Here is a 14,502-nt window from a genome sequence, read left to right on the forward strand (position 1 = left end):
TGTTAAAAGAACAGTAAATGGAAAATTTGGTTTTTATTTTTACAACTCAATAAATTGTTGATTAAAGAAAAGGAGTAAAGAAAATGGATATATCGGAACATCAAAAGGCAAAAAAGGCGGTTACAGCAGGAGCAATCGGTAGTTTTGTAGAGTTCTACGATTTTGCTATCTACGGTTACTTTGCAACCGTTATCTCTGTTAACTTTTTTCCATCTGATAGTCAAATAGTTTCTTTGCTTGCAACATTTGCAGCCTTCGCAGCTGCTTTTCTTATACGCCCTCTTGGAGCAATCATTTTCGGTCACTATGGAGATAAGGTCGGTCGTAAATCGTCATTGTCAATGGCTGTAATTTTAATGGGAATCTCCACGCTGGTTATTGGGCTAGTGCCAACACATGAGCAGATTGGGGTGTTAGCACCTGTTTTACTCGTTATAGCCCGTTTACTTCAGGGTTTGTCAGCGGGTGGGGAATGGGGGGGATCGGCTACTTTTATTGTTGAGTATGCCCCATCAGATCGTAGAGGTATGTATGGAAGTTGGGTTCAAGTTAGTGCTTTTGGTGGTATGTTGGCTGGATCTGCGATAGGTGCATTAACTGGTATAGTTATGTCAGAAGAAATGCTTAACAATTGGGGGTGGCGAATTCCATTTCTATTTGGTGGAGTTCTTGGTGTTGTTGGACTTTATCTTAGGTCGAAAATAGAGGATACACCAGCATTCAAGGAACAAAAGTTAAAGAACGATATTAAGAATTCACCAGTTAAGTCATCTTTAACTGAACACTGGAAAGAGAGTCTTACCGCTGTAGGCTTTACCGTAGCTTGGACAGTAGCAACGTACATGCTTCTTACTTATATGCCAACTTTTATAGTAACAACAACGAATCTTTCGCTGACACAAGCTTTATTTACTAATTCGATAGGTCTGGCAGTTCTTGTGCTCTTTGTGCCAATCATGGGAACTCTTTCGGATCGAATCGGACGTAAGCCGCTTCTCATATCATTTGCAATTTTGACGGTACTCTTGACCTACCCGCTATTTTTATTGATATCAACAGGTAACATATTATTTGTTTTGTTCGGACAAATCTTATTTGGTATTATTCTAGCAGTTTTTTCCGGACCAGGGCCAACTGCACTTGTTGAAATGTTCCCGACAAAAGTACGTTACACAGCATTGGGTATTAGTTACAATGTAACAGTTGCTATCTTTGGTGGAACCGCACCGTTTATATCTACATTTCTAATTTCACAGACTGGTAATCATTCCATGCCAGGCTTCTATTTGATCATTACCGCAATTATCACATTAATCACCGTTTCCAGAATGGCAGAAACCAAAAACTCCCCATTACGCGAAAAATAGGAACTTTATTTGTGGATCCCAACATTGATGATGTTTTGTTATTACTTAATGTTGGGACCATCGATTTACTTAATATTTTGCTTTTCAATATTGATGTTGATGCTATATTTAAAAACAAACAAGTTCTACAAAAGATTAAAGTACCAAACGCTACAAACGGTATACTTGTTCTGCTTATTTGGACGCGCACCGCAAATAATTTCTAGAACCATGCTTGCAATTGCCATCCAGATGATTCAATATTCGAGTGTTTTTTAAAGCAAACCCATAGATTTTGGGCGAGATTCCCACAACTTTCAATTTAAATGGGAATATTTTTATCAGCTTTGTTCTTGTTTTGATTTCAAGATTTCAACAGAAGGATAAAATCAGTGCTTCAATACAAATGCAGCATGGTTTACGTGACGGACTTTTCAATCTTTATGGTTAAATCATGTGTCCGGATCCTACGCTATTGTGGAAAGGCATTTGTTTAACCGAATTCGAATTTTAGATTCTTAATTATTTGCCTTGCCTTCCAATTACATAGGATACTAGGGACCATATGGCACTGGAGGAAGTGTCATAAACAAGGAAAGAAAACTGTGTTTGACATTCTTTATATTGCACATAAACAAAATGTATTCTCTTCAGCTTTAAAAATGGGATTGACAATTTTAAAATTCTTTTAAAACTAAGCCTTTTTAAAGGCTTAGTTTGTTACGCGCTATCAAGAAGCTCGATTAATTGCTGTAGTGCTACAGCCCAATCAAGTTTATCTATTTCATCACATAATTCATAAAACATACTACCCAATGTTCGGTCATCTGTGCTGCAGCGATTTTGCCCTGAAAGTACGATAACCTAGTAAACACAATGGTCGTGTGACTGATTAGCGCATTGTATGAATGACTTTGGAATCCCTTTTGAAGTTTCAAAAGGGATTTGGTTGTTTTGAAAAAAAATTCAATATCCCGGCGCATACCGTAAATATGAATGATTTCCTGGTCACTTAGCGTACAATCGGTACTTAAAATGGCAAGCTAGTCACTTTTCTTATTCCGATTGCGCACGAACACTATCTTAATCGGCACACCGTAAAAATAGGAGTATCTTCTCTGAATAAACAAATTAATACCCTGTAATTATACTAATGGTGCGAATAGAAACATGAACCAATAAAGATTTAACAGCTAAAGTAAATCCGTTTGCAGGTGCAATAAATAAGTTTGGAAACGTTCTATCCTACATTTCACCCTACATCACGATGCAATTTCCGCAACAAACTTTTCCCATCACATACCGTAACCATATACCTAGTCCTAGGCGTCCTAACTTTGCTAAGGTAAAGGAAAGCGGGAAATATTAAACGCTATCTCAGGAAAACCGGTTAATAGATAATGAATTCACCGCTATTGCCGATAATCTTGTGAACTATGATGTTACCAATAATGAAAACAACGGCACCACAGCAAACATCATCCAAATTAGTGAAGCGGGAAAGTAATGTAAGAAAGGTGAGCATGAAGTTTATTCCGGATTCTCTATTGTTGGCGGGGTTATAAAAATAAGGTGGACCCCATTGTCAAGACACTAATTGAATGAATTTCATAATTCTTAGCCCTTGCGCCCCAACACGTTTGAGACACGAAAAAGGAAGTACCTCCCCAAATCTTGTATAATGGTAGTTGACAGACAACCAAAAAAGACTGAAGGAGTACTCCCTATGACCATTATACGGCAACAAAGCTTATTTGGCATCCAAGAATTATACGAGATGGAACCTACCCATCGTTATGAATCGATTATTTCAGCAATAGAATTGGATACAATCTACTGTGAAGTGAACAAAAAGACTCGTCTTGGTGCACCTGTAGACCTGAATTACGCAGCAATGATTATTTCCCTTTTTGTGCGGATTGTCGAGCGAATTCCTACCAACAAGGATTTGGTAAAACGCTTGAATGATGACTTTGTATTTAAATTGAATTGCGGGTTCCTTATTTCCGACCAAACACCTTCTGAATCGGCCTATTCACGGCTTATTACAAAACTTAGTGATTCCGATGTTCTAGTGAAATCACAAGAAAAGGTTGTTCTTCAAGCAATCGCTGAAGGCTTTATCGATGATGACACTGTCGCTATTGACGCAACCCACTTTGAAGCACGTGATCAAGCACCACCAAAAGAAGAAAAGCCAAAAGCTGAATCCAAAAAACGTGGGCGCAAATCCAAGGATGAGCGAGAACAATGGCTTATTGAACAGGCAAAAAAGGAAGCCAATCTTCCTATTTTCGAAAAGAAAATAGAAGCCCAATTAGATGTACCCCTAGACGAATTACGCGCTAAAGTCCCTCAAGACCCAAAATGGGGCGTGAAGAAGAACAGCGAAGGAAAGAATGTTTTCTGGTATGGCTATAAAGGCCACTTAGCTGTTGGTACATCAAGTCAATACATTTTACAATCGCTCTTTTCGTCTGGCAGTTTAAATGATGGCAAAGCAGCTATTCCTCTATTAAAAGGGATTGATGAACGTCTTTCGCTTCCATCTTTGCGCTATCAAACAATGGATGCTGGCTATGATTACGACCCAATTTATGAGCAAGTGCATCAAATGGAACAACAATCTGTCATTGCTTATAACAAGAAAAACGAAAGGGAACTTGTTGGCTTTGATAAGCATTTTGCCCCGACCTGTTTCAGGGAGCATTCTTACCGTTATGATAGTTTCGATGCCAAATATGAAACGTTGAAATACACTAGACCAAACGAATGCAGTGATTGTCCTCTAGCAAACGAAGGTATCTGCCAAAAGATTTATAAAGTAAAAATCACAACAGATCTCAGAAGATATACAGCACCAGCGCGAGGATCAAAAGCATGGAAAACGATTTTCAAACGCCGCAGTGCAGTTGAGCGCGTCAATGCTTACTTAAAGGAATACTTTCAACTCAACAATGTTCGTAATCGTACTGGTAAACGCGCAAAAGTTCACTTTGACATCGTAACGCTTATTTATAATGCTTCAAAATTGGCTGCGGATCGTATTAATGCACGTTTAAACCAGCAACAAGCTGCTTAAAAAATTTTTAAAAAATATATTTTCAAATTCTGCAGGTCTTTATATTTTTAAAAAGAGTAATTATGAAATTGATTCAATTTTATAAAAATATGGTTGGTCATCATTTTGTCTCTTTCCATCTTACAAACCATACCTTTCCTGACATGGGGAAGATAGTTGCTGAAATGGGAATTGACCTATTGAAAATAAATGGCGCTCGGTGTCTTATAGTTTATTGACTGATGAGACTGTTCGTGATTATAAAGATCAATATAATCTCTAATATTGCGTCTTGCCTCCCTTGGAGTGCCATAGTCTTTTAAATAGACCTTTTCGTATTTAAGACTTCGCCAAAAACGCTCTATCCTAATATTATCCAGTGCACGACCTCTGCTTCCATTTATGCAGTTGATTCACATGAATCCCATGCCCGAAGCAATCTGGCTCATCGTTTTTTCTTCCTTCAAGATTTCCAACACGATTTGTGATTTGAATTCTGGTGTATATCTTTTTCGTTTCATATACCTACCTTAACACATCCTTTTTACGTGTCTATATCTTGGGTCCATTATATTTGTGGTCAGCCTCGATTGCATCAAATATGATCAAACGAAATAAGAATTTACCTGTTGGCTTGATGATTGTTTTGCTGGTTTTGTGTTTAGATTTTTTAAGAAGATTTTTGCCCGTGTTGTGGGAATATCGAGGGATTGGCATAAATAATGTCTAACTGGTACACTGCTCAAACTGATTAATAGGTGGAATAGTTCAACTTTATTGTATGGATATTAAAAATGCAGCCTGCCCTGAGACAAAGGGACTGCAACGCTCATCTTATCGCGTAGCTTTAAATCAATTTTAACGAAAATCAAAGTTTGTCGAATAATAGAAAAACAACTTGAAAATGGATTCAAAGGTATGTATAATAAATATAAACCGATTTACTAAACCGATTTAATTGAAAGAGGTAGAAGATGAAAAAAGTAAGTATTACAGATGTTGCAAAGGCTGCAGATGTTTCGAATAGTACAGTTTCGCAATATTTAAATAAGCGTTTCAACTATATGAGTGAAGGTACAAAAAAGCGTATTGAAGATGCAGTTGAAAAATTGAATTACCAGCCAAATTATATTGCACGAAGCCTGAGACAAAAAAAAACTTCAACCATTGGGGTAATCGTTGCGAATATCCTTCATACTTTTTCAACACAAGTGATCCGGTCTATTGAAGATTATTGTCACTTGCATCAATTTCATGTCATTGTTTGTAATGCCGATGATGACCCAAAGAAAGAAAAAAATTATATTAAAATGTTAAGAGCAAAGCAAGTGGATGGGCTAATTGTCTTTCCTACAGGTGAAAACCTGGACCTATATAAAAAGCTGCTGGATGAAAATTATCCACTTATTTTCATGGATCGCCTTGGTCCAGATGGTAAGGGTTATTCTATCTTGCTGGACAATGAAAAAGCCAGTTCTTTGGCTGTTCAGCATTTGATTGACGAGGGCATAAAAGAGATAGGAATCGTAACAACCTTATTGAGCCAGCATTTGACTCCAAGATTAGAGAGGGTCAAAGGCTATCGTAAGGTTTTAGAGGAAAATGGATTGCTTGTTAAGGATGAATATATTATTCATACAGAATTAAAACAGATAAAGAATTCAATTAAAAAAATGTTTGCTTTGCCAAACCCGCCAAAAGGACTCGTTGCCGGTAATGATTTAACATTACTTGAAATACTAGAACTTTGTCGGGAGGAAGGTATAAATCTTCCACGGGAATTAGCTTTAGTTGGTATTGACGAAGTTCCGTTTGCCAGTGCGTTTAATCCTATGATTACGACAGTTGCTCAGCCGGCATTTGATATGGGCTCAAAGGCGGCGAAATTATTGCTTCAGACAATTAATGACGAAATTAAAGAGACAGGCAATGTTTTTCGTTTTGAACCAAAATTAATTATTCGGGAATCGAGTAAACAGATACAACAATAGAAACAAGGTGAATATGTTGAAAAATGATGTGATTACAATCGGCGATGCGATGATAACGTTTAACCCTGCATCCAAGGGGCCAATGAGATATGTTCATTCCTTTGAAAAAAAAGTTGGGGGTGCTGAACTTAATTTCGCGATCGGTTGTGCGAGACTTGGGTTGAAAATTGGAATAATCAGCCGGACTGGGAATGATGAATTTGGAAGGCATATTCTTAATTTTATTCGTGGTGAAGGTATTGATATTTCAGAGGTTAAACTAATGGATGAATATCCAACATCAATTAATTTTAAAGAGATTTTGGAGGATGGATCTGGTCGGACATTTTATTACCGGCACCCATCTCCAACAAATGAATTAACATTAGACAGTATATCTGAAGAATTTATCCGGAATTCAAAGGTTCTTCATATAACAGGAGTATTTGCTGCTATTAATCCCAAAAATATAGCTATATTGGAACATGCAGCTAAACTCGCCAAAAAAAATAATGTTAAAGTTTCCTTTGATCCGAATATTCGACTAAAATTATGGAGCCTGGAAGATGCAAGAGAAGGATTGTTGAAATTATTACCTTATGTTGACTTTGTTTTCTCGGGTGAACAAGAAGCGGAATGGCTTTTTGGACCAAAAACGTTAGAACAATATATCGATACATATAAGGAATATGGTGCTGAACATGTCATCATTAAACGTGGGGATGAAGGTTCAGTAGGCTATTTTAACGGAGAGATCATCAATGCTAGGGCTAAAAAACCAAGAAAAGTGGTGGATACAGTGGGCGCTGGTGATGGATTTAATGCAGGGTATATTTATTCCTATTTACAAGGGAGTAGTTTAAAGGAATCATTGGAATTTGCCAATACAGTTGGCTCGATGGTTGTATCTGTTTCCGGTGATAATGAGGGGCTACCATACTTGGAGGATGTACTGATAGCGACAGGAAAGTCCGTATTTATTGAACGATAATACTGTTTAAAAATATTAATCCATCAAGTAAGGAGGAAGGAAAATGGCTTCGATACAGCAATTGGTTGAAAATCCTTTGGTTGCAATTATGAGAGGAGTAAATTCAGACCATGCCGATGAAATTATTAAGGCGCTTAAAAAAGGCGGAATTAAAGCGGTCGAGATTACGCTTGATTCACTAAATGCCTGCGAAATGATTAGGCGATTTTCAAAAGATGAAGAGATGCTCGTTGGTGCAGGGACTGTACTTGACCCCGAGTCTGCTCGAGCAGCTATTCAACATGGGGCAAAATTTATTGTCGCACCGACATTAAATCTAAAAACAATTGAAATGTCAAATAGATATGGAGTTATCAGTATTCCCGGTTGTTTAACTCCAACGGAAATATTAACTGCATATGAACATGGTGCTGATATGGTGAAGATTTTTCCAGCAGGTTCGATGGGTGCCGGATATTTTAAAAACTTGTCAGGTCCATTGGGACAAATTCCTTTAATGGCAACCGGAGGAATCAGTGAAAGTAATCTTATGGGATACATAAAAGCGGGAGTTACTGCTGTTGGATTGGGAAGTTCATTGGTTCCGAAGACAATTTCAGAAACAGCTGATTTAGAGCAAATAGTAAGTATCGCATCACGGCTAGTTCAGCTTGTTAATTCTGGAAGTAATCAGTAAAGGAGCATTTTGAAGACATTTTAATTATATAGAGGGAGGAAGACAAATATGCCAAGCACACCCTATGTTTATGTTGATGTAAATAAATTAGACAAAAATATTGAAATGATGGGAACCCGGCTTAAAAAGGCAGGAATTGATCATTGGCCGCATATCAAAACACATAAAAGTGTTGAAATTGCCCGAAAGCAGCTTGCTGCGGGTGCAAAAGGAATCACTTGTGCGAAACTGTCTGAAGCAAAAGTCTTTGTGGATAATGGTGTCGAAAATATCTTTCTGGCATATCCGATTGTTGGTCAGGAAAAACTTGAGCGATTAGCTGAATTGGCAAGGAGAGTTACTATTCGAACAATTGCCGACAGTCTTGTTGTTGCGGAAGGATTATCTAAAGTCGGAGTATTAACTGGAAATAAAATTGAGGTTCTAATTGAAATTGATGGTGGCAGTCACCGCGGCGGGGTTCAATCCGGTCAAGCTACACTGGATTTAGCATTGGAAGTAATAAAATTGCCTGGTATTACATTTATGGGGTTATTTACATATGTTGGCCAAATTTATGCTTTGCCAACGGTAGATGAGGTCAAACAGGAAACTCTTCGCGAAGCACAACTCTTGATGGAGAATCAGGAACTCTTGAATTCACATGGTATTGATGTAAAGATAACGTCAGGTGGTTCCACCCTTTCTTCCTACCATGCTGAACAATTAAAAGGTATATCAGAGAGCCGTGCCGGTAACTATGTTTTTGGCGATATGAATGCAATCGTACATGGTATCTATACACCTGAGGAATGTGCGCTCCGAATTTGCGCAAGCATTGTTAGTATTCCTTTACCAGGATATGCAACAATTGATGCGGGGTCTAAGGCACTTACAAGTGACTTATCTGTTGCAAATGATAAATTCGGTACGATCATTGGCAAGCCCGATATGAAAATTGTCAAATTGAATGAGGAACATGGTTACCTTCGATATGATCCGGAAAAATATAATTTCAGGATTGGTGACCAACTTGAAATTGTCCCTAATCACAGCTGTGTAATTCCTAATTTAAATGAAACTGTATATTCCTATAAAAATAATGATTATCAAGGGAGTATCAATATTGATGCAAGAGGTAAAAACTATTAAAAGGGGCTAAAAGTTTATCAATGAGTTTGTTGAGATTCAGCAAGTAATTGATGCTTCAAAGATTTTTATCAGTCTTGCATCAAAGATACTTCAACCAAAATAAGGATTTTAATTAGAGGAGAGATAAGTTATGTCTATTGAAAAGAGATTAGAAAAATCAGGGATTACATTACAGGAGTTACAAACGCCGAAGTTTTCATATGTGCCTGTAACCCAAGTGGGAAATCTTGTTTATACCTCTGGTCAAGATTGCCGTGTGAATGGCGAACTCATTTTAGAAGGCAAATTAGGTAGGGAGTTAACCGTTAAGGAAGGACAAAAGGCTGCAAGACAATGTGCTATTAATTGTTTATCTGCACTTAAATGGCATTTAGGCAGTTTGGACCGTGTTAAAAAAGTTGTTAAGGTATTGGGATTTGTGCAAAGTGATGATGAGTTTAAAGATCAGCCTTTCGTCATGAATGGTGCATCTGATTTATTCTTGGAGGTTTTTGGAGAAAATGGCAGGCACGCTCGCTCAGCCCTTGGCACCAACGAACTTCCATTTAATACACCAGTAGAAATTGAAATTATTGTTGAAATAGAAGATTAATTCTTCGGTTTCAACAATTCAATTTGAAAACGGTATCAGTATTTTGATTATGAGCTTAATAAATAAAGTTATCTATTAATAGGAGGTTAAGAAAAATGAAAAAGGTTGTCATAGTGTTAATGGTACTTTAAGTATTAATGACAGCGAGTCCACTAGTTATGTTGGCAAATAATGTAGGATCTTTTATATTGGGAGTTCCATTTTTCTTCTTTTGGAACGTGTTTTGGCCAACAATGCTTTTCATTCTCTTACGTAAAAACTTTGGCATAACATAGTGTGTAACAATAATTTGACAGACTTTGAGAATGCATTGAGCAGCAGAAATAAAAGACTAAAAAGTAGTAGATTGAGAAGGAACCAAGCCATCCAATAAGGAAAAGCATCTATTAATATTTGCAGAGCATCTTTGAAATTTGAAATAACGTAAGGGAAATAGTTCCACTATAAGGAAAATATTTAATCATCATTAGGAGGAGTATGTATTGATTTTATCAAATATCGCAGAATACTATCCAGCCTCATCAATAAGAAAGATATTTGAACTTGCTAACCAATATGAAGATACAATAAATTTAGCACTAGGAGAACCAAATTTTGAAACGCCTTATACTATAAAAAAGGCTGCACAGCAGGCTATAAAGGATAATTATACTCATTATGTTTCGAATGCAGGAGTGGAAAAGTTACGTCAAGCCGTTGCAAACAAATATTCAGTTCAGTTTAATAATAAGTACACTTCAGAACAAGTAATGATAACATTTGGTGGTATGGAAGCTATTTTTTTAGCTCTTGCAACAATAATTAACCCAGGAGATGAAGTAATCGTATCTGATCCTGCATATCCCAATTATTTAGGTCAAATGCATATATTGGGTGCCAAGGTCGTACCTGTACCCGTTTTCGAAGAAAATGAATTTAAATTAAAAGCTGAAGACGTTGAAAAAGCAATCACTCCAGCTACAAAAGTTTTAATAATAAACTCACCAAGCAATCCATTAGGTGCAGTTTTGGATGAAAAAGATATGAGTGAATTAGCGGAGGTAGTTCTAAAACATAATTTAATGGTTATATCTGATGAAGTTTATGAAAAGATAATTTACGATGATAAAGTTCAATTTAGTATGGCACAAATACCTGAGGTTAATGATAATGTGCTTGTTATTAATAGTTTATCCAAGACCTATTCGATGACGGGTTGGAGGGTAGGTTATGTGGTTGGAAATAAAAGTTTTATTTCGGCAATGCCGAAAATTCAGGAAGGAATTGCTTCTTGTGTCCCTCCTTTTATACAAAAGGCTGCTATAGAAGCTATCACAGGTCCGCAGACGGAAGTTAAAGATATGATAAATCATTATAAACGTAGAAGAGATATTTTAATTGGTGGTTTAAATGAAATACCGGGATTTTCTTGTGTTAAATCTGAGGGTAGCTTTTATGCTTTTCCGAATATTAAGGCATTTGAAAAGACATCTGAAGAATTTGCAATTGAACTTCTAACCAAAAGTAAAGTTGCAACAACACCGGGCTCCGCATTTGGAAATATGGGTGAGGGATATATCCGCATTTCATTTGCCAACTCAGAAGATAATTTGATAGAAGCTGTTAGAAGAATCCGTGACCATGTAGAAAAATATTATTAATGGTAAGGAACTATATTACAAAAATGTATGCGTAAGATAAAGCTTCTATTGGGTCAAATGACTAAAACAAGTTCTAAATACTATTGCACTATTATTAACTATAAAACGTTTGAATTGGGAGGGAACATAATGGAAACGATCTTGGAGGCAATTTCCGATAATTTGGATTCAGTTATTTGGAGTTCAACCTTTGTTGTATTACTTTTTGGAGCGGCAATCTATTTTAGTATATCCACGCGGTTTATGCAAATACGACATTTTAAGGAAATGTTTAGACTTTTAAAGAATAGCGGGGAATCAGACGAAAAACGTGTAACATCATTCGAAGCACTTTCTATCGCACTTTCAGCGCGTGTCGGAACTGGGAATATTGCTGGTGTTGCAACAGCTATAGCTTTAGGTGGCCCTGGGGCAATTTTTTGGATGTGGCTACTTGGATTTTTAAGTGCAGCTACAGCCTTCGTTGAATCAACTTTAGCACAAATCTATAAAGAAGATATAGATGGAGAATACCGTGGTGGACCAGCATATTTTATTTACAAGGGATTAGGAATAAAGTCATATGGGGTAATATTCGCTATTTGTGCATCAATTGGATTAGGTTTATTACTTCCAGGTATTCACTCAAACACTATAGCCGCTAGTATGAATAACGCATTTAGTATACCTCCGTATATTACTGGGTTGACAATTGTTGTAGCACTATCATTAATTGTGTTTGGGGGAACAAAAAGAATCGCCAAAGTAGCTCAAACACTGGTGCCAATTATGGGCTTGTTATATGTTGCTGTAATATTAATTATCGTTATATTAAAAGCAGACCAAATACCTGCTGTATTTTCTTTAATATTTAAAAGCGCATTCGGAATGGAAGAAGCATTTGCTGGTATATTGGGGGCAGCGGTTTCTTGGGGAGTGAAAAGAGGATTATATTCCAATGAGGCTGGACAAGGAACGGGAGCTCATGCTGCTGCTGCTGCAGATGTTTCCCATCCTGCTAAACAAGGAATAGTTCAATCCCTATCAGTTTATATAGATACGTTGATTTGTACAGCGACTGCTTTTGTTATATTAATTACTGGAATGTATAATGTTGAAAATTCCTCGAGTGGTTTTATTGTAAAAAATTTACCTAGTAATATTGATATTGGACCTGAATACGTTCAATATGCAATAGATTCAGTCTTAGGTGGATTTGGGCCTGGATTTGTTGCTATCTCACTTTTGTTATTTTCTTTCACAACATTAATAGCCTATTTTCACTATGTGGAAACAAATCTTATATTCTTAAGTTCCAACATTGTAAGAAAATGGCTTGTAAGTGGATTGAAGGTCGTGCTTCCTTTAGCGGCATTTCTTGGATCTATTAGTTCTGCAACCACAGTATGGGGCATGGGGGATCTAGCTGTTGGTGTTTTTGCCTGGCTAAACGTTATTGCAATTTTGCTTCTAAGTGGAATTGCCATCAAAGCCTTAAAAGATTACGAGGTTCAAAAATATCAAGGGATAGACCCTGTCTTTTCCCCCTCCAAGCTAGGGATTAAAAATGCAAATGCGTGGGAAAATCAAAAGCACGAGAAAAATGATATAAACACAACAAAAATTCAATAACATAACTCACTAAATTTGTTAAAACTTACAAACAATTTGTCAATTATTTTGGGCCGTTAAATTATAACGAAATTGTAAAATGGTCACAATTCAATGAAAGATCCTTTATAATTAGGGTAGTAGTCCTGTCCAAATACCTAATTATAAAGGAGATTCTCATGGACAAGGATAACACTAAATGAACTGTTAAAAGTCAATCAATGAAGAAAAATTTATAAAGCTTATTAATGTTGTTGACCTTGATAAATATGTTAAAAAACTAACGTTCATACAAATTTCTTGAATTGCTTATTATTGCTCAGTTGAATGAAGCTGAAAGCCTATCTTAGCTAACAAAAAATCTTAAGGATAAGAAAGCTTCCAAAAGCACATGAATTTGAAATTAGTACATCACTATTATCCAGAAAGCTAGGGCAATTGCCACTTGGGACTTTTGAAAAGGTGATTCACCATCTAGTATTTCAGATCCAGACAAAAATGGGGAATAGTCCCCCAACTGCTGGCTTTGGTAGACTTCATGTCATTGATTCTACAACGATGAGTATGAGTTTGACGCAATGCCCTTGGGCAAAGTTCCGTAAAACAAAAGCGGGAGTCAGACTTCACCTTCGCGTTGACAATGGTAGAGAAACACATTCCAACATTGGTTTCTGCTACAGAGGAAATCTCTAAATCATTTGTTTGATGGAAGCACAATATAATATATCTATGATGTTGGATATTAAAAACTTAAAAATAAGATAAGCGTCTAGATCCACTGCTTATTATACAATTAAAGTGCATCAACCCTATGGGAATTAAATTGATACCAAAAACGCTATTGATTAGATACACTTTGATGCACTCGCACACGGATGCTGCAGAATGGAGCTTTGAGGTCAGCCCCCCACTACGTAAATGTTGGTTGTCGTACTTCTTTCCTGATCGTTATGGATCGGAAAGGAGGTGGTAATCATGGAAACATTTCTCGATTTTCTTAGAGAGGTTTTAAAAGGAATGGTTCGTGCAATTAGTGCGCATTTCTTTAAGAAAGCTTTTTTTGAAAAAGAGAAAACCACCCTGCGCCGTCAACAAGCAAATGGGTGGTTCTCAAAAAGAAAAGTAACTTTTGACAACCACCACCCGGACGGTAGCAGTTGCAGAGAGGAGTGTTGATTGCACTTCTCTCTTTATCTATATCCATTATATATGAAATTATTCCGAATTTCCAGCCGGGCATTCTTTCGTATGTGTCAAGTTTTTCTCGACGCTGCTTTCATACCAATATTTCAGGCACTATCATTTTGTACACTTTATTCGGGCTACCGCGCTGTCGCTTGCTGGCCCCGATTTTGAGGTAACGTTCTACAGCCCAAGAACGTAACCCCAAAATCAGGGTATCATTTATTTAAAGCTTTTAACTAAATGACCCATGGCTGTAGAATGGGCCGTATATAAGCCTATAGCGCCTTGTCTAGTTCCCACTGATGGACGAGTTGGGTTAC

Annotated in this window: 11 protein-coding genes and 2 pseudogenes; 10 read left to right on the top strand and 3 right to left on the bottom strand. The window is 37.0% G+C overall.

From position 1 onward, the window contains the following. Nucleotides 1-83: 83 nt before the first annotated feature. Nucleotides 84-1,367 (top strand): MFS transporter, encoded by a 1,284-nt coding sequence (locus WMZ97_RS12435; protein WP_343272412.1) that lies wholly within the window; start codon nt 84-86, stop codon nt 1,365-1,367. Nucleotides 1,368-2,075: 708 nt separating this feature from the next. Here the strand turns inward: WMZ97_RS12435 and WMZ97_RS12440 are convergent. After that, nucleotides 2,076-2,443 (bottom strand): annotated as a pseudogene (locus WMZ97_RS12440) (IS4 family transposase); the annotation flags it as partial. Nucleotides 2,444-3,072: 629 nt separating this feature from the next. Here WMZ97_RS12440 and WMZ97_RS12445 point away from each other — a divergent pair. Continuing rightward, nucleotides 3,073-4,428: an IS1182 family transposase gene (locus tag WMZ97_RS12445; RefSeq protein WP_343272413.1), complete on the top strand. Its 1,356-nt coding sequence runs from the start codon at nt 3,073-3,075 to the stop codon at nt 4,426-4,428. Nucleotides 4,429-4,604: 176 nt separating this feature from the next. On the opposite strand, the gene WMZ97_RS21935 is transcribed toward WMZ97_RS12445, so the two are convergent. After that, the gene (locus WMZ97_RS21935; protein WP_405027690.1) at nt 4,605-4,820 is read right to left on the bottom strand and encodes an integrase core domain-containing protein; all 216 of its coding nucleotides are present in this window, start codon (nt 4,818-4,820) and stop codon (nt 4,605-4,607) included. Continuing rightward, nucleotides 4,801-4,928: pseudogene (locus WMZ97_RS21940) on the bottom strand (transposase); the annotation flags it as partial. The gene WMZ97_RS21935 and the pseudogene WMZ97_RS21940, both read right to left, overlap by 20 nt. A gap of 453 nt (nt 4,929-5,381) precedes the next feature. Between WMZ97_RS21940 and WMZ97_RS12450 the strand changes: the two are divergent. The 8 genes from WMZ97_RS12450 (at nt 5,382) to WMZ97_RS12485 (ending at nt 14,173) form a co-directional block, all read left to right on the top strand. Further along, nucleotides 5,382-6,398, top strand: a complete 1,017-nt coding sequence (locus WMZ97_RS12450; protein ID WP_343272414.1) for a LacI family DNA-binding transcriptional regulator — start codon at nt 5,382-5,384, stop codon at nt 6,396-6,398. Nucleotides 6,399-6,411: 13 nt separating this feature from the next. Continuing rightward, entirely contained in the window at nt 6,412-7,368 is a 957-nt protein-coding gene (locus WMZ97_RS12455) for a sugar kinase (RefSeq protein ID WP_343272415.1), read from the top strand. 43 nt (nt 7,369-7,411) lie between these two features. Beyond that, entirely contained in the window at nt 7,412-8,044 is a 633-nt protein-coding gene (locus WMZ97_RS12460; protein WP_343272416.1) for a bifunctional 4-hydroxy-2-oxoglutarate aldolase/2-dehydro-3-deoxy-phosphogluconate aldolase, read from the top strand. 48 nt (nt 8,045-8,092) lie between these two features. Next, nucleotides 8,093-9,175, top strand: a complete 1,083-nt coding sequence (locus WMZ97_RS12465; protein WP_343272417.1) for an alanine racemase — start codon at nt 8,093-8,095, stop codon at nt 9,173-9,175. A gap of 130 nt (nt 9,176-9,305) precedes the next feature. After that, the gene (locus WMZ97_RS12470) at nt 9,306-9,767 is read left to right on the top strand and encodes a RidA family protein (protein WP_343272418.1); all 462 of its coding nucleotides are present in this window, start codon (nt 9,306-9,308) and stop codon (nt 9,765-9,767) included. A gap of 482 nt (nt 9,768-10,249) precedes the next feature. Then, a complete protein-coding gene (locus WMZ97_RS12475; RefSeq protein ID WP_343272419.1) occupies nt 10,250-11,407 on the top strand; it encodes a pyridoxal phosphate-dependent aminotransferase in 1,158 nt (385 codons plus the stop codon). A gap of 129 nt (nt 11,408-11,536) precedes the next feature. Further along, nucleotides 11,537-13,018, top strand: a complete 1,482-nt coding sequence (locus WMZ97_RS12480; RefSeq protein ID WP_343272420.1) for an alanine/glycine:cation symporter family protein — start codon at nt 11,537-11,539, stop codon at nt 13,016-13,018. 954 nt (nt 13,019-13,972) lie between these two features. Next, complete coding sequence (locus WMZ97_RS12485; RefSeq protein WP_343272421.1) at nt 13,973-14,173, top strand: hypothetical protein; 201 nt, start codon at nt 13,973-13,975, stop codon at nt 14,171-14,173. Nucleotides 14,174-14,502 lie beyond the last annotated feature (329 nt).

This window comes from Lentibacillus songyuanensis, from assembly GCF_039548255.1.
Classification (GTDB): Bacteria; Bacillota; Bacilli; order Bacillales; family Amphibacillaceae; genus Lentibacillus_C; species Lentibacillus_C songyuanensis.

What these genes read in the sequence shown, in the direction of transcription:
- WMZ97_RS12460 (WP_343272416.1), top strand. Translation starts at nt 7,412, where the DNA reads ATGGCTTCGATACAGCAATTGGTTGAAAATCCTTTGGTTGCAATTATG.
- WMZ97_RS12450 (WP_343272414.1), top strand. Translation starts at nt 5,382, where the DNA reads ATGAAAAAAGTAAGTATTACAGATGTTGCAAAGGCTGCAGATGTTTCG.
- WMZ97_RS12435 (WP_343272412.1), top strand. Translation starts at nt 84, where the DNA reads ATGGATATATCGGAACATCAAAAGGCAAAAAAGGCGGTTACAGCAGGA.
- WMZ97_RS12470 (WP_343272418.1), top strand. Translation starts at nt 9,306, where the DNA reads ATGTCTATTGAAAAGAGATTAGAAAAATCAGGGATTACATTACAGGAG.
- WMZ97_RS12465 (WP_343272417.1), top strand. Translation starts at nt 8,093, where the DNA reads ATGCCAAGCACACCCTATGTTTATGTTGATGTAAATAAATTAGACAAA.
- WMZ97_RS12445 (WP_343272413.1), top strand. Translation starts at nt 3,073, where the DNA reads ATGACCATTATACGGCAACAAAGCTTATTTGGCATCCAAGAATTATAC.
- WMZ97_RS12480 (WP_343272420.1), top strand. Translation starts at nt 11,537, where the DNA reads ATGGAAACGATCTTGGAGGCAATTTCCGATAATTTGGATTCAGTTATT.
- WMZ97_RS12485 (WP_343272421.1), top strand. Translation starts at nt 13,973, where the DNA reads ATGGAAACATTTCTCGATTTTCTTAGAGAGGTTTTAAAAGGAATGGTT.
- WMZ97_RS12455 (WP_343272415.1), top strand. Translation starts at nt 6,412, where the DNA reads ATGTTGAAAAATGATGTGATTACAATCGGCGATGCGATGATAACGTTT.